Origin of the sequence: Pseudomonas sp. RA_35y_Pfl2_P32 (assembly GCF_963970735.1) — a bacterium.
Lineage (GTDB): Bacteria > Pseudomonadota > Gammaproteobacteria > Pseudomonadales > Pseudomonadaceae > Aquipseudomonas.
Genome location: NZ_CAXAQF010000002.1, coordinates 245,141 through 263,388, shown reverse-complemented (window position 1 = coordinate 263,388; position 18,248 = coordinate 245,141). Strand labels below are relative to the sequence as shown.

The window sequence follows — 18,248 nt, the reverse complement described above, 5'->3', positions numbered from 1 at the left end:
GACGCGCAAATAATAAGCACTCTCAAGTAGTGCGGCGCTTGATCACCGACTTCGATCATTGGGGAAACACACATGGGACATCTGACCGCGCCGCGCCGCCTGCCTGGCCTGCCGACTCTGCTGACGCTGGCCATCGGCCTGGCCACGGGCGCAGCGCCGTGTTACCTGCAGGCGGCGACCGCCGAGCAGACGCAGGTCTATCGCTTCGAGATTGCCGGGCAGTCGCTGGATAGCGCGTTGATGGCGTTCTCCTCGGTGACACGCCTGCAGGTGCTGGTGTCCGCCGACGTCACCCAAGGCGTGCAGTCCCCAGGGGTCAAGGGCAGTTTCTCCCGCGATCAGGCGCTCTCGCACTTGCTCGCTGGCACCGGCCTGGTGGCCAGCTTCATCGACGATGACAGCGTCACCCTGCACCGGCCACAGAGCAGCGGTTCGGCGCTGGAACTGGGGGCGACAAAAATCGGTGCCCAGCGTCTGGGGACGACCACCGAAGGCAGCGGTTCCTACACCACCGGCGCCGTGACCATTGGCAAGAGCGCCCAGAAGCTCAAGGACATCCCGCAGTCGGTCAGCGTCCTGACCCGCAAGGCCATGGATGACCAGAACATCAGCACCCTGACCCAGGCCATCGAAGCGGTGCCGGGGTTGGCGTCGGTCAAGTCCCCGGGGCCGGGGATGTTCATGTTCTCCCGGGGGTTCGATATCGAGGCGCTGCAGTACGATGGCGTGCCGGTGCCGCGTAACGTCTATGCCCTGGGCAGCTACATCACCGAGAACATGGTGATCTACGACCGCATGGAAGTGCTGCGCGGCTCTGCCGCTCTGCTGCAAGGCGCCAACAGCCCGGGTGGCGCGATCAACCTGGTGCGCAAGCGTCCGCAGGCGGCACCGACGGTGACCTTGAGTGCCAAGGCGGGCAGTTGGGACCGCTACGCCTCCCAGGCGGACGTCGGCGGCCCGTTGAATGACGCCGGCACTGTGCGTGGCCGCGCGGTGGTCAACTACGAGAAAGGCCACTCGTTTTCCGACTATACGTGGAGCTGGGAACAGACCGTGTATGGCGCGCTGGATTTCGACTTGAGTGAAGACACCGTGCTCGGCGTCGGTTTCAGCAACAAGAAAAGTCATGGTCGACCGTACTACATCGCCTTGCCGCGCTACACCGATGGCAGCGCGGTCAACCTGTCACGTTCCACCTACACCGGCGTCACCTGGAACCGCTCGGAGAACGACCAGACGGCGGTGTATATGGATCTTGAGCACCACTTCAACGACAGCTGGAAGCTCAAGGCATCGGCGACGGCGATGAACGAGTCCAATGAGGCGACCTATCAGTTCACCACTGGCGCGATCACCCCAGGGACTTCGAGCGGTTCGCGGTTCGCCGACTACTCCACCGACTTCTATGGCAAGAACCGTGGCCTGGACGTCTACATCAATGGTGATTTCGAGGCGTTGTCGTTCAAGCAGAGCGTGGTGCTGGGCGGCAACTACTCCAAGTACACCACCGATGACAGCTACGCTCGCGCATTTGCCCCGGGCGTCGACATCTTCAACATCGACCACCATCGGCCCTTCCAGAGCTTCGACAGCATCGCCGACAAGGCCAACCTGTCCGCCAGTACCTACGATGTCCGGCAGAAAGGCCTCTATGGTGCGTGGAACATCCACCTGACCGATCCGCTGACCCTGGTGCTGGGCGCGCGCAGCAGTTGGTATGACTTCGATTTTGCCCAGGACACCTATTTCGCGCGTGAACCGCTGGACGGCGGCGAGAAGAGTTCGGTCAAGGCCAGCGGCAAGGTCACGCCTTACGCCGGCCTGATCTATGCGCTCAACGATCAATGGTCGGTCTATGGCAGTTACGCCGAGGTGTTCATCCCGCAGGTCCAGATGACTCAGCAGAAAACCGGCTTGCCACCGGTTGAGGGCAAGAACTACGAAGTGGGGATCAAGGGCGAGCTGATGGACGGCCAACTCAACGCCTCGCTGGCGATGTTCCGCTACATCCACGAAAACCGTGCAGTGACGGACTTCACTACCGACATTGAAGGCCCCGATGCGTGCGGCGGCTGGTACTGCTCGACGGCGTCGGGCAAGGTGCGCAGCCAGGGCATCGAGGCCGAGTTGAGCGGCGAAGTGCTGCCGAACCTGCAACTGACCAGCAGCTACACCTACAACACCACCAAATTCCTCAAGGACACGGAGCTTGAAGGCAAGGTCTTCAGCACCTCGACCCCGATGCACATGCTGCGGGTGTGGAGTGATTACCGCTTGCCGGGGGAGTTGGACCGGATTCGTCTCGGGGCGGGGGTCAATGCCCAGAGCAATACCTTGAGTTTCGAACGCGCCTTCGATCAGGCCGGGTTTGCCATCTGGAACTCGCGCGTGGCGTATGACGCCAGCGACGAAGTGACCCTGGCGGTGAACCTGAACAACATGTTCGACAAGAAATACTTCATCCCCGCGTACGCCCAACTCGCCGGCAACAACTACTACGGCGACCCGCGCAATTTGATGTTCAGCGTGACCTACAAGCCGCAGTTCTGAATGCCCTGACGCTTTCCGGTAGGGCGGCACGGACTGCACAAACAAAAATGCCCCGCACTGGGCGGGGCATTTTTGTTTCAACGGCTAACGATCACAGCCCGTCGAGCATCGCCTTGTTGCGCACGGCGCCCTTGTCGGCGCTGGTGGCCAGCAGGGCGTAGGCTTTGAGTGCGGTGGTCACTTTACGTGGGCGCACTTCAACCGGCTTCCAGCCTTTTTTGTCCTGCTCGACGCGGCGTGCCGCCAGTTCTTCGTCGCTGACCAACAGGTTGATCGAGCGGTTGGGAATGTCGATCAGGACTTTGTCGCCATCTTGCACCAGACCAATGGCACCGCCGGCAGCGGCTTCTGGCGAAGCGTGACCGATGGACAGGCCCGAGGTGCCGCCGGAGAAACGACCGTCGGTGAGCAGGGCGCAGGCTTTGCCCAGGCCCTTGGATTTCAGGTAGGAGGTCGGGTAGAGCATTTCCTGCATGCCCGGGCCGCCTTTCGGGCCTTCGTAACGGATGATCACGATGTCGCCGGCCTGCACTTCATCCGCGAGGATGCCGCGTACGGCGCTGTCCTGGCTTTCGAAGATCTTCGCGTTGCCTTCGAACACGTGGATCGACTCGTCGACACCGGCGGTTTTCACCACGCAGCCGTCCAGGGCGATGTTGCCGTACAGCACGGCGAGGCCGCCTTCTTGCGAATAGGCATGCTCGACACTGCGGATGCAGCCGTTTTCACGGTCGTCGTCCAGGGTTTCCCAGCGGGTCGACTGGCTGAACGCGGTCTGGGTCGGGATGCCCGCCGGGCCGGCCTTGAAGAAGTGGTGCACGGCTTCGTCGGTGGTCTGGGTGATGTCCCACTTGGCAATACCTTCGGCCATGGTCTTGCTGTGCACGGTCGGCAGGTCGGTGTGCAGCAGGCCGCCACGGGCCAGGGAGCCGAGGATCGAGAAGATCCCGCCGGCGCGGTGCACGTCTTCCATGTGGTACTTCTGGATGTTTGGCGCGACCTTGCACAGTTGCGGCACGTGGCGCGAAAGGCGGTCGATGTCCTTCAGGTCGAAGTCGATCTCGGCTTCCTGGGCAGCGGCCAGCAAGTGCAGGATGGTGTTGGTGGAACCGCCCATGGCGATGTCCAGCGTCATGGCGTTTTCGAACGCCTTGAAGTTGGCGATATTGCGCGGCAACACCGAGTCATCGTTGTCGCCGTAGTAGCGCTTGCACAGTTCGACGATGGTGCGCCCGGCCTGCAGGAACAGCTGTTCGCGGTCGCTGTGGGTGGCCAGGGTCGAGCCGTTACCCGGCAATGCCAGGCCCAGGGCTTCCACCAGGCAGTTCATCGAGTTGGCGGTGAACATGCCGGAGCACGAGCCGCACGTCGGGCAGGCGCTGCGTTCGTATTCAGCGACTTTCTCGTCAGACGCGCTGGAGTCGGCGGCGATCACCATGGCGTCAACCAGGTCCAGGCCGTGGGAGGCGAGCTTGGTCTTGCCGGCTTCCATCGGACCGCCGGAGACGAAGATCACCGGGATGTTCAGGCGCAAGGCGGCCATCAGCATGCCGGGGGTGATCTTGTCGCAGTTGGAGATGCAGACGATCGCGTCGGCGCAGTGGGCGTTGACCATGTACTCGACGGAGTCGGCGATGATCTCGCGGCTCGGCAGCGAATAGAGCATGCCGTCGTGACCCATGGCGATGCCGTCATCGACTGCAATGGTGTTGAATTCCTTGGCCACGCCGCCAGCGCGTTCGATCTCGCGGGCCACCAGTTGACCCAGGTCCTTGAGGTGCACGTGACCCGGTACGAATTGGGTGAAGGAGTTGGCAATGGCGATGATCGGCTTTTTGAAGTCGTCATCTTTCATCCCCGTGGCGCGCCACAGAGCGCGAGCACCGGCCATGTTGCGACCGTGGGTGGATGTTTTCGAGCGGTAATCAGGCATGAAGCACTCCGGGCGGTTAATCAGGTATCAAAAGGGAAGTGAGCTTCTATTGACGTCTGGAACACTCAGAAATGGCCGGGTGTCCGGAAGTTGCCGAGAACTTTGCGGGATCGCCGCGCGCTTCAGCTTGAGCTCATAAACCCGCCGGGGGATGACTGGCGATGAATCGTTCGATTCTACACCGCTGGCGGCTGGAGGGAATGGCTGCAAGCATTCACAAGACGTTCGGCGACCACCCCCGTAGGAGCGAGCTCGCTCGCGATGAACCCGAGAACGCCGCGGGGTGTCAGGTTCCCCGCGTTATCGTTGACCACCATCGCGAGCGAGCCGCAAGCGGGCGCTCGCTCCTACAGTATTAAATCCACATGGCATCCCACAGCGGATAGTCTCCAACTCGAGTCACAAGCCTGGCGCGCAAAGGGTTGGCGATGATGTATCGGGCGATGGCTTTGAGATCTTCCTCGCGACGCAGGGCTCGGTCGAAGTAGCCCTTTTGCCATAGCGTTTCGTGGCGACCTCTTTGCTGGTTGATGGCGCGAGCACTTCTGGATTTGGCCGCCTGCATCAGTCTCGGCAAATCACCATTGTGCAATTCAACCAGCCAATGAAAGTGATCCGGCATGACGACCCAGGCTATTGAGGTGGCATTGCCGGCTTCATGAGCTCTTCTGAATTCACTCACTAGCAAGCGTCCAACGTACAAATCATTGAAGATCGGTTGTCGTTCATGGGTGACAGCGGTCAGGTGATAGATACGACCGGATTGCGAGTGCCGACCTGTGCGTAATCGATGGGCTTTTGGCGTGTTGGACATTCCGTTGTCCTCTTCGGTGATGGGAAGAGAAAACGGTAGGCGTGGGGTGGGAGGTTGTCGCTTCGGCAGTGGATCAGAATGTGTCCTGCACCTGTAGGAGCGAGCAGGCTCGCTCCTACATAGGTTTTGCGTTATCAGCTGTTGGGCAGCAGACGGCAGGTGATGCTCTTGATGTAGCGCGTTTCGGCGATTGCCGGGTGTACCGGGTGGTCCGGGCCCTGGCCGCCGCGTTCCAGCAGCTGGATGTTGCGGTCCAGGTGGCGGGCGCTGGTCAGCAGGATGTTCTGCAGGTCATCTTCGGGCAGGTGCATCGAGCACGAGGCGCTGACCAGGATGCCGTCCTTGTTGAGCAGGCGCATGGCTTGCTCATTCAGGCGGCGGTAGGCGCCTTCGCCGTTCTTCATGTCTTTCTTGCGTTTGATGAACGCCGGCGGGTCGGCCACGATCACGTCGAAACGCTCTTCGCTGGCTTTCAGTTCCTTCAGGGCTTCGAACACGTCGCCTTCGATGCAGGTCATCTTGTCGGCGAAGCCGTTCAGCGCGGCGTTGCGCTCAACGCCGTCGAGGGCGAAGGCCGAGGCGTCGACGCAGAACACTTCGCTGGCGCCGAATGCGGCCGCCTGCACGCCCCAGCCACCGATGTAGCTGTACAGGTCGAGGACACGCTTGCCTTTGGCGTACGGGGCCAGGCGGGCGCGGTTCATGCGGTGGTCGTAGAACCAGCCGGTTTTCTGGCCTTGAATGACCGGCGCTTCGAATTTCACCCCGTTCTCTTCCAGGGCAACCCACTCCGGCACCAGGCCGAACACGGTTTCGACGTAGCGGTCGAGGCCTTCGGCGTCGCGCGCGGCGGAGTCATTCTTGAACAGAATGCCGCTGGGCTTGAGCACTTGGGTCAGCGCGGCGATCACGTCGTCTTTATGGGTTTCCATGGTCGCCGAGGCGATCTGCACCACCAGGATGTCGCCGAAGCGGTCGACTACCAGGCCCGGCAGCAGGTCGGAATCGCCGTAGACCAGGCGGTAGAACGGCTTGTCGAACAGACGCTCGCGCAGCGACAGGGCGACGTTCAGGCGGTGTACCAGCAACGACTTGTCGAGTGGCAGCTTGATGTCGCGCGACAGCAGGCGGGCGCAGATCAGGTTGTTCGGGCTCATGGCGACGATGCCCAGCGGCTTGCCACCGGCGGCTTCCAGGATCGCCTGATCGCCGGCCTTGAAGCCGTGCAGCGGGGTGGCGGCTACGTCGATCTCGTTACTGTAGACCCACAGGTGGCCGGCGCGCAGGCGACGGTCGGCATTGGCTTTGAGGCGCAAGCTTGGCAGGGACATGACGTCGCTCCAGAAAAAAGAGCGGGAGTATACCCTGTTGTGCAGCCGTTGGCGGGCTCACCGGATGGACTGCGGCAGCGGTTTGAGGTGTCGGCCACCTGCGCTTAAGGGTTAGAATCGCCGCCTGCCCAGAGTGAGTACTTATGTCCCAAGAGCTATCTTCCGAACAGATTCAGCAGGCCCTGCAAGGCATCAGTGTTCCGCCTCAACCGCAAATCATGGTGGATTTGCAGATGGAGCAGTACATGCCGGACCCGGACCTTGAAGTGATCGCGAAGCTGATCTCCCAGGACCCGGGTCTCTCCGGCGCGCTGTTGAAAATCGTCAACTCGCCGTATTTCGGCCTGAGCAACAAGATTGCCTCGATCCAGCGGGCGGTGAATCTGCTGGGCAGCCGCTCGGTGATCAACATGATCAACGCGCAGTCGATCAAGGGCGAGATGAACGACGACACCATCGTCACCCTCAACCGTTTCTGGGATACGGCGCAGGACGTGGCCATGACCAGTCTCAGTCTGGCCAAGCGCATCGGCTCGCAAGCGGTGGACGAAGCCTATGCCCTGGGCCTGTTCCACGACTGTGGCGTGCCGCTGATGCTCAAGCGGTTCCCCAACTATATGGTGGTGCTGGAGCAGGCTTATGCCAACGCCGGCGCCGATTGCCGGGTGGTGGACACGGAGAACCATGCCTTCAACACCAACCACGCAGTGGTCGGCTATTACACGGCAAAATCCTGGCGCCTGCCGGAGCATGTGAGCCACGCCATCGCCAATCACCACAACGCGCTGGCGATCTTCAGCGACGAGTCCTCGCGCAACAGCCAGTTGAAGAACCTGCTGGCGATCCTCAAGATGGCGGAACACATCTGTGCCTCTTACCGGGTGCTGGGCAACCAGACCGAAGACCACGAGTGGGACAGCATCGGGCACCTGGTGCTCGACTATGTCGGGCTGTCGGACTACGACTTCGAGAACCTCAAACAGACGATCCGAGAGCTCGGCGCGCACCATTGAGCGCCGGACCTTTCCTGAGCCGAGTACGCCATGCCTGAATTGCCGGAAGTCGAAACCACCCGCCGCGGCATTGCGCCCTACCTGGAAGGCCAGCGCGTCAGCCGGGTGGTGGTACGTGAGCGGCGCCTGCGCTGGCCGATCCCCGAAGACCTCGATGTACGCCTGTCCGGGCAGCGCATTGTGCTGGTGGAGCGACGTGCCAAGTATTTACTGATCAACGCCGAGGTCGGCACCTTGATCAGTCACCTGGGTATGTCGGGGAATCTGCGCCTGGTGGAAATCGGTCTGCCGGCGGCCAAGCATGAGCACGTGGACATCGAACTGGAGTCCGGCCTGGCCTTGCGCTACACCGACCCGCGCCGCTTCGGAGCGATGCTCTGGAGCCTCGATCCGCTCAACCACGAATTGCTGTTGCGCCTGGGGCCGGAGCCGCTGACGGACCTGTTCGACGGCGAGCGCCTGTTTCAGCTGTCACGTGGGCGTTCGTTGGCGGTCAAGCCGTTCATCATGGACAACGCGGTGGTGGTGGGGGTGGGCAATATCTATGCGACCGAAGCGCTGTTCGCCGCCGGGATCGACCCGCGCCGCGAGGCCAAGGGCATCTCCCGGGCGCGGTACCTGAAGCTGGCGATCGAGATCAAGCGCATCCTGGCTGCCGCCATCGAGCGTGGCGGCACCACCTTGCGCGACTTCGTGGGCGGTGACGGCCAGCCGGGTTATTTCCAGCAGGAACTGTTCGTCTATGGCCGGGGCGGCGAGGGCTGCAAGGTCTGTGGGACAGAGCTTCGCGAGGTGAAGCTGGGGCAGCGGGCGAGTGTGTTTTGCCCCAGGTGTCAGCGCTGATTCGGGTGTGGCGGCGGGGGGCTGATGGCCTCATATCCCACAGTGATTCGTCGGTGAGCCCCCCTTGCTCGCGATGGGGCCCTTACGCCTTGCCGGTAATGATCCGGTACTTTTCCATCAACTGTTCTTCAGTTTCCGGATGGGCTTCGTCCAGCGGAATGCAATCGACCGGGCAGACCTGCTGGCATTGCGGCTCGTCGTAGTGGCCAACGCACTGGGTGCACAGGTTCGGGTCGATCACGTAGATCTCTTCGCCCTGGGAGATGGCGGCGTTCGGGCACTCGGGTTCGCAGACGTCGCAGTTGATGCAATCGTCGGTGATGATCAGGGACATTGGGGACTCCAGCCAGGGTCGTCGGCCCGGGCATCTGAAAACTAATGCGTGCAATTGTGCCGCATTGACGCTGTAGGAGCGAGCTTGCTCGCGAAAAACGTCAGGGCGCTGTGTACTTTCTGATAGCGCTGCGTAATCGTTGACGTTTTCCGCTGGCAAGCCAGCTCCTACAGTCGGGGTCTATTTCTTGAACCGGAGTGTAAGAGCATCGGCCACGGCCGGGTGGACGAATTTGGTGATATCGCCGCCCAGGGCTGCAATTTCACGGACCAGCGTCGAAGAAATAAACGAATAGCGCTCGGACGGCGTCAGGAACAGGCTTTCCACGTCCGGGGCCAACTGGCGGTTCATGTTGGCCAGCTGGAATTCGTACTCGAAATCCGACACCGCACGCAAACCACGCAGGAATACATTGGCATTCTGCTCTTTGGCGAAATGCGCCAACAGCGTCGAAAAGCCGACGACTTCGACGTTCGGCAAATGTTTGGTGACCTCGCGGGCCAGCTCCACACGCTGTTCCAGGGGAAATAGCGGGTTTTTCTTGGGGCTGGCGGCGACAGCAATGATCACATGGTCGAACAGGCGCGCGGCGCGTTCGACCAGATCGCCATGGCCCTTGGTAATAGGGTCGAAGGTACCTGGGTACAACACTCGGTTCATCGCGTCGTCCTGGCGGGAATCCGTTGGGGAGTCGGATGGTATCGCAGCCTTCCCGGTCGGCCAAGTCACCATTGGGCTAAGAACGCACTATAGACCCGGCGAATAGGCAGTTTTTTCATGGGTTTCGCAGGCGTTCGGCCAGGGCGCTGGCCAGTTGCGCGGTCAGTCCGTAGACCGATAGTTGCGGGTTGGCGCCAATGCTGGTGGGGAACAGCGAGCCGTCGTGCACCGACAGATTGCGCAATTGATGATGCCGCCCGAGGCTGTCGGTCACGGCGTGGGCGGGGTCTTCACCCATGGCGCAACCGCCCATGACGTGGGCACTGCCCAGGCGAGTGCGATACAGCTCCAGGCTCAGGCCGTCGATCAGGGTGCGGGCTTGCGCGAGGCTGTTCACGTAGCGCGCATCGGCGTGCATCGGCATGACGGCCTTGGCACCACCGGCGAACTGGATCTCGGCCATGCTGTGAAAGGCCCGGCGCAGACCGTTCCAGGCGTAGTCGGAGACCTGATAGTCGAGCACCGGGCTGCCGTCGTCGCGCAGCTCGACGCTGCCGCCACTGCTGTCCGGGTGAAAACCGTCACGCAGCAGGGCGAGCATCGCGTGGGTATGGGGCAGTTGCTGCATGTGCGCCGCGTTCTGGGTACCGAAGCCGCCGAACAAGGTCGCCGCCAGGGCCGGGTGCAGCGGCGGCACTTCGAGTTTGTAGGACATTTTGCCGGTGGCGCCGTCCTGCCATTGAAAGTGGTCGGAGTAAATTGACTGCGGCGCGCCGTAGAACGGGTTGATGACCTCATCGAACAGCCCGGCAGACATGTTCACCAGGTGCAGAAAGGTGCGCTTGCCGAGGCGCTCGTGAGGGTCGGGCGCCTTGGACCGCAGCAACAGCGCCGGGCTGTTGATCCCGCCACCGGCCAGCACATAGTGCCGCGCCTTGACGGTAATGGTGCGGCCAGTCGGTGCCACGCAGCGTTCATCCATGGCCACGCACAGCAGGCCGGTGACTTGGTCGTCCTTGATCAACAGCTGTTCGGCGCGAGCCAGGTACAGCAGCTCGCCGCCTTTTTCCAGGGTCGCGGGAATGGTGGTGACCATCATCGATTGTTTGGCATTGGTCGGGCAGCCCATGCCGCAATAGCCGAGGTTCCAGCACCCGCGCACGTTGCGCGGAATCACGTGCCAGCTGTAGCCGAGTTGCTCGCAGCCTTTCTTGATCACTTCGTTGTTGGCATTGGGCGGTACCAGCCAGGGCGCGACACCGAGGCGTTGTTCCATTTTCTCGAACCAGGGCGCCATGTCCGCCGGGCTGTGGCCCTTGACGTCATGTTCCCTGGCCCAGTGTTCGAGGGTCGGCTCGGGGGTTCGAAAGCTCGAGGTCCAGTTGATCAGCGTCGTGCCGCCTACCGCGCGGCCCTGCAGGATGGTGATCGCACCGTCCTTGCTCATGCGCCCGATGCCCTCCTGGTAGAGGTTGGCGTAGGCCTGGTCTTCAAGCATCTTGAAGTCGCTGCTGGTCTTGAGCTGGCCTTCTTCGATCAACAGCACCTTGTAGCCGGCTGCACTGAGCATCTCGGCCGTGGTGCCACCGCCCGCGCCGCTGCCGATGATGGCGATGTCGGCTTCCAGGGTCAGGTCATTGGCCAGCTGTGAGCCGTTGTAGGTTTTCCAGCCGCGGGCCATGCCTTCGCGGAACGGATCGGGTACGGGCATCGGGGGCTCTCTTATATTTTTTAGGGGGTGAAGGTGCCTGGATCTCAGACCTTGGGTGGTCCTGGGTAGCCGCAATGGGTCCATGACTCGGCGCGGCTGTACCAGGCCATCATCACCAATTGCAGGATCGAACTGTGGCCCATGCGCAGCAGGTTTAATGAGCTGTTCTGCCAGCGTTGCAGGAAGTGGCGAATGGCCTCGCTGCTGGCGTTTTCCCAGCTGCCCCAGATGCCGGTCAATGGTCCGCGGGTGACCGCCATGCCCAGCACGTCGAACAGTTGCTGGGTCAGCTTGAGCATTTGCGGCGACAAGTGATTGAGGCCCTGGTCCAGGCTGCGCAGGGTGTGTTCGATGGCCGCGGGGCGTTGTTCGGCCGTCACCGCGCCTTCAAGCATCACCGGCAACAGTGCCCGCAAAAATCCCAGGTCACCGTCGCGGATAATCGCAAAACCGTTGGCCGGGCTGCTGGCCGAGCAACCGCTGAGGCTGGCGCCCAGGCCCGCGGTGGCGAGGAAGGCGCTGGCGCCGAGGCTGAATTTGAGCAGGCCGCGCCGTGACAGCGCGGGAGCATCGGAAAAGCTTGGGTTCATTATTGTTTTTACCCGGCAGTGAAGGGTCAGCGGATGAACAGTTTCTGGATCAGCTTCTGGATTGATTTGCCATAGGGTGGGTAGATCAACTTGGCGGCGTTGAAGCGCTGCTTGATCAACACACCCTTGGCTTTGCTGAACGTCAGGAAACCTTCCCGGCCGTGATAATGGCCCATGCCGGAGGCACCGATACCGCCAAATGGCATGTCGTCCTGGGCAACGTGCAGCAGGGTGTCGTTGAGGCAGACACCGCCGGAATGGGTTTCCTGGAGTACGCGATTCTGTTCGGCCTTGTTGTAGCCGAAGTAGTAAAGCGCCAGTGGACGCGGTCGTTGATTGATGTAGGTAAACGCCTGGTCCAGGGTTGTGTAGGGCACGACCGGCAGCAGTGGGCCGAAGATTTCGTCCTGCATCACGATCATCTCGTCGCTGACATTGAGCAGCACGCTGTGGCCCATGCGCCGGTCCTGGTCTTGCTCGAACAGCGGGATCAACTGCGCGCCCTTGGCGCTCGCGTCACTGAGGTAGCTGTGCAGTCGCGCCAGTTGGCGTGGGTTGATGATGGCGGTGTAGTCCGGGTTGTCCGCCAGGGTCGGATAGAAGCTGCGCACGGCCTGGCGATAGGCCTCGACGAAGGATTCGACCCGGTCCTGCGGCACCAGCACATAGTCCGGAGCGACACAGGTTTGCCCGGCATTCAGGGTCTTGCCGAAGGCGATGCGTTCGGCGGCATCCTTGAGCGGCACGTCGCGGGAGACGATGGCCGGGGATTTGCCACCCAGTTCCAGAGTCACCGGCGTCAGGTTTTCGGCCGCCGCGCGCATCACGTGTTTGCCAATGCTGGTGGCGCCGGTGAACAGCAGGTGGTCGAACGGCAGTTTGGAAAACGCCATGCCCACCTCGGCCTCGCCCAGCACCACGGTCACCAGGTCCTCGGGAAAGATCTGGCCCAGCAGGAACTTAAGCAGCTTGCCGGTGGCCGGGGTGGATTCGCTGAGCTTGAGCATCACCCGGTTGCCCGCGGACAGGGCGCCCACCAGCGGGCCGATGGCCAGGTACAGGGGGTAGTTCCACGGCACGATCACCCCGACCACCCCCAGCGGTTGGTAGACCACCTTGGCCTTGGCCGGCTGGAAGGCCACGCCGACTTTGCGCGGCGAGGCTTTCATCCAGCCCTTGAGGTGTTTGCTGGCGTAATGAATGCAATGCAGGCTCGGCATCAGTTCGGCGAGCAGGGTTTCATCGGCGCTGCGGTTGCTGAAGTCTGCGCTGATCGCGTCGATCAAGGCCTGGCGCTGGTCACTCAGCACGTCGCTCAACACCTTGAGCCATTGCTGGCGCTGGGCCGCCGGTGGCATCGGGTTAGCGGCATACGCCTGGCGCTGGGCGCTAAACAGGTCGTGAAGCTCACTCAATGGCTGCTGGGAGTCTTGCAGGTAGGCAATGTCGGCGGTCATGGTAGCTCCAGGTTTTTTTATAATGGAGAAGTTTTTAGAGTCTATGCTCTAAAAAGTCAAATGACTTCCCCGGGAAGCGATGATTTATCCGCCGACGGATAGGTCGTAAGATGCCCGCAACGCACAGCAGAATTAAAGCTCAAGCCATGGCCCCACGAATAAAAACCAGCGAGCGCATCGTGCAGAACAGCCTGGAGCTGTTCAACCAGCAGGGTGAGCGCAGCATCAGCACCAACCATATCGCCGCGCACATGGAGATATCCCCGGGCAACCTGTACTACCACTTCCCCAACAAGCAGGCGATCATCGCCGTGTTGTTCAGTGAGTACGAGGCCCTGGTGGAAAGCTTCCTGCGCCCGCCGCAAGGGCGCGCCGCCACGGTCGAAGACAAGCGTTACTACTTGCAGGAACTGCTGGACGCGATGTGGCGCTACCGGTTTCTGCACCGTGACCTGGAACACCTGCTGGACAATGATCCTGAGTTGGCGGCCCGTTATCGCCGCTTTTCCCAGCGCTGCCTGATCCAGGGCTCGGCGATCTACGCCGGTTTCGTCAACGCCGGCATCCTCGCCATGGACAAAGTGCAGATCGAATCCCTGACGCTCAATGCCTGGATCATCCTGACGTCCTGGGTGCGTTTTCTGTGTACCACCCGAGAAAACTCCAGCCACCTCAGTGAGCAGGCCATTAAACGTGGCGTGTACCAGGTGCTGGTGCTGGAAGCCGGGTTTGTCACCGAGCAATCGCGCGAGGAAATCGACGCCTTGTTCGAGGAGTTTTACGTGCCGTTGGGCCAGGCCCTCGAAGAAGTGCAGTAGGATCGCGCCAAGACTTACCTCACAGGAGCCCGCTATGCCCATCGCGCAACTGATCAGCCCCCTTGCCCTGGACCAGAAAAAGAATCAGGCCGCTCTGGTAATTCTGGATTGTCGTTTTGCCCTCGAGGACCCGGACTATGGCCAGCGCAGTTATGCCGAAGGGCATATCGCCGGCGCCTCGTTTGCCGATCTGGAGCGTGACCTCAGTGGGCCGGTGATCAAGGGGGTCACGGGACGACACCCACTGCCGGACCCCCAGGCCCTGATTGAGCGCCTGCAAGCCTGGGGCATCGACAACGACAGTCAAGTGGTGCTGTATGACGACGGTCCGGGTGCGTATGCGGCCCGGGTCTGGTGGCTGCTGGCGTGGCTGGGCAAGCGTGACGGCGTGTTTATTCTCGACGGTGGCCTCAAGGCCTGGCATGCCGCCGGCCTGCCCCTGAGCCTGGATGCGCCGGGCAACAGCCGCGGCACGTTCAGCGGTACCCCGGACGCGGCCATGGTCTTGAGCGCCGACCAACTGCAGCAACGCCTCGTCCGCCCGGAGCTGACCCTGCTCGATGCCCGGGCGCTGCCGCGGTTTCGCGGCGAGGTCGAGCCGATCGATCCGGTGGCCGGGCACATCCCGGGCGCGTCATGTGCGGCCTTCACCGAAAACCTGGGGCCGGACGGGCGCTTTCTGCCGGCCGCGCAACTCCAGCAGCGGTTTGCCGAGAAGCTGGCGCAGCGTTCGCCGAGCGAACTGGTGGCGTACTGCGGTTCGGGTGTGACCGCCTGCCATAACCTGTTTGCCCTGTGCCTCGCCGGCTACCCGTTGGGGGCGCTGTACGCTGGCTCGTGGAGCGAATGGATCACCGATCCGCAGCGGGCGATTGCCACCGGCGATTAAGCCTCAAAGCGGTAACTGCCCCAGCATCCAGCGCAGGCCAAAGAACACCAGCATGCCGCCGCCGATGGTCGCCAACAGGTGGCGGGTGGTGGCTGCGATGGCGATGGCTGCCAACCCCGCCAGCAGATAGGCATTGTTCATGGTCAGCGCCCAGTGCTGGCCATCGGGTAACAACATCCCGGGCACCACAATGGCCGTCAGTACCGCCGTCGGTACGTAGTGCAGCCCCTGGCGCACCAGCGGCGGGAACTTCAGGTTGGGCCAGGCGAACAGGCTATAGCGCAGGGCAAACGTGATCGCCATCATTCCCAGAATCAGCCACCCGTAACTCATGAGCGCAGCTCCCTGGTGGGGTGTTGCTGCAACTGGCGGCGCTCCAGCAGCACGCCCACCGCGATCCCGCTGAGCGCCGCGGCCATCAGGCCCAGTTTGTAGGGCCAGTGCAGGGTGGCCAGGGCCACGGCGCCGGCGGCCAGGGCTGCGGCAATTTGCGGCTGGTTGCGCAGCAGCGGCACGACAATCCCGATAAAGGTCGCCAGCATCGCGAACTCCAGGCCCCAGCTCGCCAGGTCAGGCACCGCCTGGCCAAACAGTACGCCGGCCAGCGAGCTGCCCACCCAGCAGGCATACAGCGAGCTGGCGACGCCCAGCCAGTACCACTGCGCCAGGGGCTTGTCGCCGTGTAGCAGGTAAAACCGCTGGACCACGGCAAAGGTTTCATCGGTCAGCCAGAAGGCCAGGAGTAGGCGCCAGTGCTGTGGCAGACGGCCGACATGGGGTTGCAGGGTGGCGCTGTACAGCACGTGACGCAGGTTGACGATGAAGGTGGTCAACAGGATCACCAGCACGCTGGCGCCAGTGCCCAGCAGGCTGAGGGCGATCAGTTGCGCAGAGCCGGCATACACCAGCAGTGACATACCGACCGCCTGCCACAGCGTCAGGCCCGCCGCGCCGGCCAGGGTGCCGAAGATCAGGCCGAACGGCAGAATGCCTACCGCCATGGCGAAACTGTCGCGGATACCACGGGAATATAGATGCTGACGGGTCATGGAGACGCTCCTTGTGTCGGCATCTTGCGCGACGCGACAAACAGTCGTCTTGAACGATCTTGCAGATTTCCCTCGGTTCCTACGGGGCCATTCTGGCAGAGCGGTAGGCGCCGGGGCCGACGCCGTAGACCTTCTTGAATTGCCGGGTCAAATGGCTCTGGTCGGCAAACCCCAGTTGTGTGGCGACCGCCAGCGGCAGGCAGCCTTCGCGCAGTAACGCCCGGGCCTGGGCAATGCGCTGTTGCATCAGCCAGGTGTGCGGTGGCATGCCGGTGGCGTGGCGAAACACCCGGGCGAAGTGGAAGGGTGACAGGTTGACCGCCGCCGCGAGCGCTTCCAGTGACGGCGGTGCCGCCAGTTGCGCGTGCAGCAATTCCTTGGCCCGGGCGATGGCGCGGTGTTCCCGGCCTGGTTGCCCCGGCATGGCCACGGCGGCATGGCGCTGCAGCAACGAGAGCATCATTTCCCGCCACAGGGTTTGTTGTTGCAGGGCGCTGGCCGGGCTCTCCAGCAAGCGGTGCAACTGACAGAAACCGCTGACCAGGTCCGGGTCGCGATACAGCGTGGCGCCGAAGTCTGGCAAGCGGTGGGTGGGCAATTCGAGTTCGGCCAGCAGTCCGAGGATTTGCCCGTTGTCCGGGTAGAACGCCCGGTACAGCCAGCCATCCTCGGTGCCCTTGTGCCCGGTGTGCAGTTCGTCCGGGTTGATCACCACCAGGGTGCCGCTGCCGGCCAGGTGTTCGGCACCGCGATAGCGGTAGCGCTGGGCGCCCGCCATGATCATGCCGATCACAAAACCGTCGTGCACATGGGGGACGAAGCGTTGCTCGATGTAGCGCGCCGACAGCAGTTCGACCCCGGCCAAAGGGTCGGTTTGCCAGAAGCGGATCGACTCGCCCGAGTGACGGTCCATGGCCTTACCCGCGACCTCCCTGGGCCAGCCACTGGGGGATGCGCCGTTCCAGGTAATAACCCGGGGTGCGCAAGGTGCCGTCGACAAATCCGACATGCCCACCCCTGGCCTGTAGCTCAAAGGAGGTGCAGGCCGACAGTTCGCCGGCTTCCGGCAGGCTGTGGGGGTAGACAAAGGGGTCGTCGGCGGCCTGGATGATCAGGGTCGGGGTGCGGATTTCACCGAGGAAGTAGCGGCTGGAGGCGCGACGGTAGTAGTCCTGGGCGTCGGCGTAGCCGTGCAGCGGCGCGGTGACCCGGCCGTCGAAGTCCCAGAAGGTGCGCATCTTGTCCAGCGAGCCGAGGCTGGCCAGGGTCGCCAGGCCTTCATGGCGTCCGTCCTGGAGGAACTGGCGCTGCTTGTTCTTGATGTACGCCAGCATTTCGCGCATGAAGTGCGCCTGATAGACCTTGGAAAAACCCTGGCCGATGCGATCGGCGCACTGGTCCAGGCGAAAGGGCACCGAGACCGCCACCGCACCCACCAACTGGCTGGCGCTGCCGGTTTCACCCAGGTGTTTGAGCAACACGTTGCCCCCCAGGGAATAGCCGACCGCATACAGCGGGGCCAGGGGGCGCGTAGCTCGCAGGTGGTTGATGGCCGCCGCGAGGTCCTCGCTGGCGCCGGAGTGGTAACTGCGTGGCAACAGGTTCGGTTCGCCCGAGCAGCCGCGCCAGTTCAGTGCGACGCTGGCCCAGCCTTGCGCGGCCAGGGCACGTTGCAGGCCGGCGACATAGGGCGAATTGGAGGAGCCGGTCAGCCCATGCAGCACCAGTACCAGGGGCGCGTCGACGCTGTGCGGGCCGTGCCAGTCGAGGTCGAGGAAGTCGCCGTCGTCGAGCCACAGGCGTTCGCGTTGCCGGTCCAGGTGGGTGGTCTTGCGCCAGAGCGGCCCCCACAGGGTTTGCAGGTGCGGATTGCCGAGGCCAAATGCCGGGGTGAAGGGTTTTGCCGGTGCGGGTGAGGGTTGGGGCACGACGATCTCGTTGGTGCGGATGGGCAGGGTGGCAGAACGAAGGGCCCGTTCTGCCGGTGCAACGGGAAAACTAACTTGCCACAATCTCTTCGTCAGCGCGACACATGCCCGGGTCCGCTCGATCGACGGGTTCCGGCAGGGCCTGCTGGGTTGTGCTTGGCGCCAGGCCGGTGAACCCGTGGCTGGTCGATGCGCTGGCCGTGAGCGCCATCATGGGCATCAGCCCACTCAGAAGCAGCAGGGCGCTGCAGTAGATGTTCATTGGTTGTGCATCCTGGTTGATTGACGTGAAAGACGTGCAATCAATGTCGCGGATTCCAAGAGGCGC

At 62.6% G+C, this 18,248-nt stretch carries 18 protein-coding genes; 5 read left to right on the top strand and 13 right to left on the bottom strand.

The genetic code is table 11. The annotated features are described in order from the left end of the window. Positions 1–72 precede the first annotated feature (72 nt). On the top strand, positions 73–2,550 hold the full coding sequence (locus tag AACY45_RS03260; RefSeq protein ID WP_339544126.1) for a TonB-dependent siderophore receptor: 2,478 nt from the start codon (positions 73–75) through the stop codon (positions 2,548–2,550). 91 nt (positions 2,551–2,641) lie between these two features. Here the strand turns inward: AACY45_RS03260 and ilvD are convergent, their stop codons facing one another. The 3 genes from ilvD to AACY45_RS03245 form a co-directional block, all read right to left on the bottom strand. After that, entirely contained in the window at positions 2,642–4,483 is a 1,842-nt protein-coding gene (ilvD, locus tag AACY45_RS03255; RefSeq protein WP_339544125.1) for a dihydroxy-acid dehydratase, read from the bottom strand. Positions 4,484–4,838: 355 nt separating this feature from the next. Then, a complete protein-coding gene (locus AACY45_RS03250; RefSeq protein ID WP_339544124.1) occupies positions 4,839–5,297 on the bottom strand; it encodes an REP-associated tyrosine transposase in 459 nt (152 codons plus the stop codon). 134 nt (positions 5,298–5,431) lie between these two features. After that, the gene (locus tag AACY45_RS03245; protein WP_339544123.1) at positions 5,432–6,628 is read right to left on the bottom strand and encodes a class I SAM-dependent rRNA methyltransferase; all 1,197 of its coding nucleotides are present in this window, start codon (positions 6,626–6,628) and stop codon (positions 5,432–5,434) included. Positions 6,629–6,771: 143 nt separating this feature from the next. Here AACY45_RS03245 and AACY45_RS03240 point away from each other — a divergent pair, with 143 nt between their 5' ends. Beyond that, the gene (locus AACY45_RS03240; RefSeq protein WP_339544122.1) at positions 6,772–7,641 is read left to right on the top strand and encodes an HDOD domain-containing protein; all 870 of its coding nucleotides are present in this window, start codon (positions 6,772–6,774) and stop codon (positions 7,639–7,641) included. A 30-nt stretch (positions 7,642–7,671) separates the two neighbouring features. Next, positions 7,672–8,484 (top strand): bifunctional DNA-formamidopyrimidine glycosylase/DNA-(apurinic or apyrimidinic site) lyase, encoded by an 813-nt coding sequence (mutM, locus tag AACY45_RS03235; RefSeq protein ID WP_339544121.1) that lies wholly within the window; start codon positions 7,672–7,674, stop codon positions 8,482–8,484. An 82-nt stretch (positions 8,485–8,566) separates the two neighbouring features. On the opposite strand, the gene AACY45_RS03230 is transcribed toward mutM, so the two are convergent. The 5 genes from AACY45_RS03230 to AACY45_RS03210 form a co-directional block, all read right to left on the bottom strand. Continuing rightward, on the bottom strand, positions 8,567–8,818 hold the full coding sequence (locus AACY45_RS03230; RefSeq protein ID WP_038358877.1) for a YfhL family 4Fe-4S dicluster ferredoxin: 252 nt from the start codon (positions 8,816–8,818) through the stop codon (positions 8,567–8,569). Between the two features lie 180 nt (positions 8,819–8,998). After that, positions 8,999–9,478, bottom strand: a complete 480-nt coding sequence (gene coaD, locus AACY45_RS03225) for a pantetheine-phosphate adenylyltransferase (protein ID WP_040071510.1) — start codon at positions 9,476–9,478, stop codon at positions 8,999–9,001. Positions 9,479–9,593: 115 nt separating this feature from the next. Continuing rightward, complete coding sequence (locus AACY45_RS03220) at positions 9,594–11,189, bottom strand: GMC family oxidoreductase (protein ID WP_339544120.1); 1,596 nt, start codon at positions 11,187–11,189, stop codon at positions 9,594–9,596. 44 nt (positions 11,190–11,233) lie between these two features. Further along, complete coding sequence (locus tag AACY45_RS03215; RefSeq protein WP_339544119.1) at positions 11,234–11,779, bottom strand: twin-arginine translocation pathway signal protein; 546 nt, start codon at positions 11,777–11,779, stop codon at positions 11,234–11,236. A gap of 26 nt (positions 11,780–11,805) precedes the next feature. Then, positions 11,806–13,236 carry a coniferyl aldehyde dehydrogenase gene (locus tag AACY45_RS03210; protein WP_339544118.1) on the bottom strand — a complete coding sequence of 477 codons (1,431 nt, stop codon included), beginning with the start codon at positions 13,234–13,236 and terminating at the stop codon, positions 11,806–11,808. A 146-nt stretch (positions 13,237–13,382) separates the two neighbouring features. Here AACY45_RS03210 and AACY45_RS03205 point away from each other — a divergent pair, with 146 nt between their 5' ends. Both AACY45_RS03205 and AACY45_RS03200 read left to right on the top strand, forming a co-directional pair. After that, positions 13,383–14,054, top strand: a complete 672-nt coding sequence (locus AACY45_RS03205) for a TetR/AcrR family transcriptional regulator (RefSeq protein ID WP_339544117.1) — start codon at positions 13,383–13,385, stop codon at positions 14,052–14,054. Positions 14,055–14,088: 34 nt separating this feature from the next. Beyond that, the gene (locus AACY45_RS03200; RefSeq protein ID WP_339544116.1) at positions 14,089–14,943 is read left to right on the top strand and encodes a sulfurtransferase; all 855 of its coding nucleotides are present in this window, start codon (positions 14,089–14,091) and stop codon (positions 14,941–14,943) included. Between the two features lie 3 nt (positions 14,944–14,946). On the opposite strand, the gene AACY45_RS03195 is transcribed toward AACY45_RS03200, so the two are convergent. The 5 genes from AACY45_RS03195 to AACY45_RS03175 form a co-directional block, all read right to left on the bottom strand. After that, entirely contained in the window at positions 14,947–15,276 is a 330-nt protein-coding gene (locus AACY45_RS03195) for an AzlD domain-containing protein (RefSeq protein ID WP_339544115.1), read from the bottom strand. Next, a complete protein-coding gene (locus tag AACY45_RS03190; RefSeq protein WP_339544114.1) occupies positions 15,273–15,992 on the bottom strand; it encodes an AzlC family ABC transporter permease in 720 nt (239 codons plus the stop codon). The genes AACY45_RS03195 and AACY45_RS03190 overlap by 4 nt, the downstream gene beginning before the upstream one ends. 79 nt (positions 15,993–16,071) lie before the next feature. Next, positions 16,072–16,905, bottom strand: a complete 834-nt coding sequence (locus AACY45_RS03185; RefSeq protein WP_339544113.1) for an AraC family transcriptional regulator — start codon at positions 16,903–16,905, stop codon at positions 16,072–16,074. A 4-nt stretch (positions 16,906–16,909) separates the two neighbouring features. Continuing rightward, on the bottom strand, positions 16,910–17,920 hold the full coding sequence (locus AACY45_RS03180; protein WP_339544112.1) for a hydrolase: 1,011 nt from the start codon (positions 17,918–17,920) through the stop codon (positions 16,910–16,912). A gap of 70 nt (positions 17,921–17,990) precedes the next feature. Continuing rightward, positions 17,991–18,182, bottom strand: coding sequence for a hypothetical protein (locus tag AACY45_RS03175; RefSeq protein WP_339544111.1), 192 nt, complete (start codon positions 18,180–18,182; stop codon positions 17,991–17,993). Positions 18,183–18,248 lie beyond the last annotated feature (66 nt).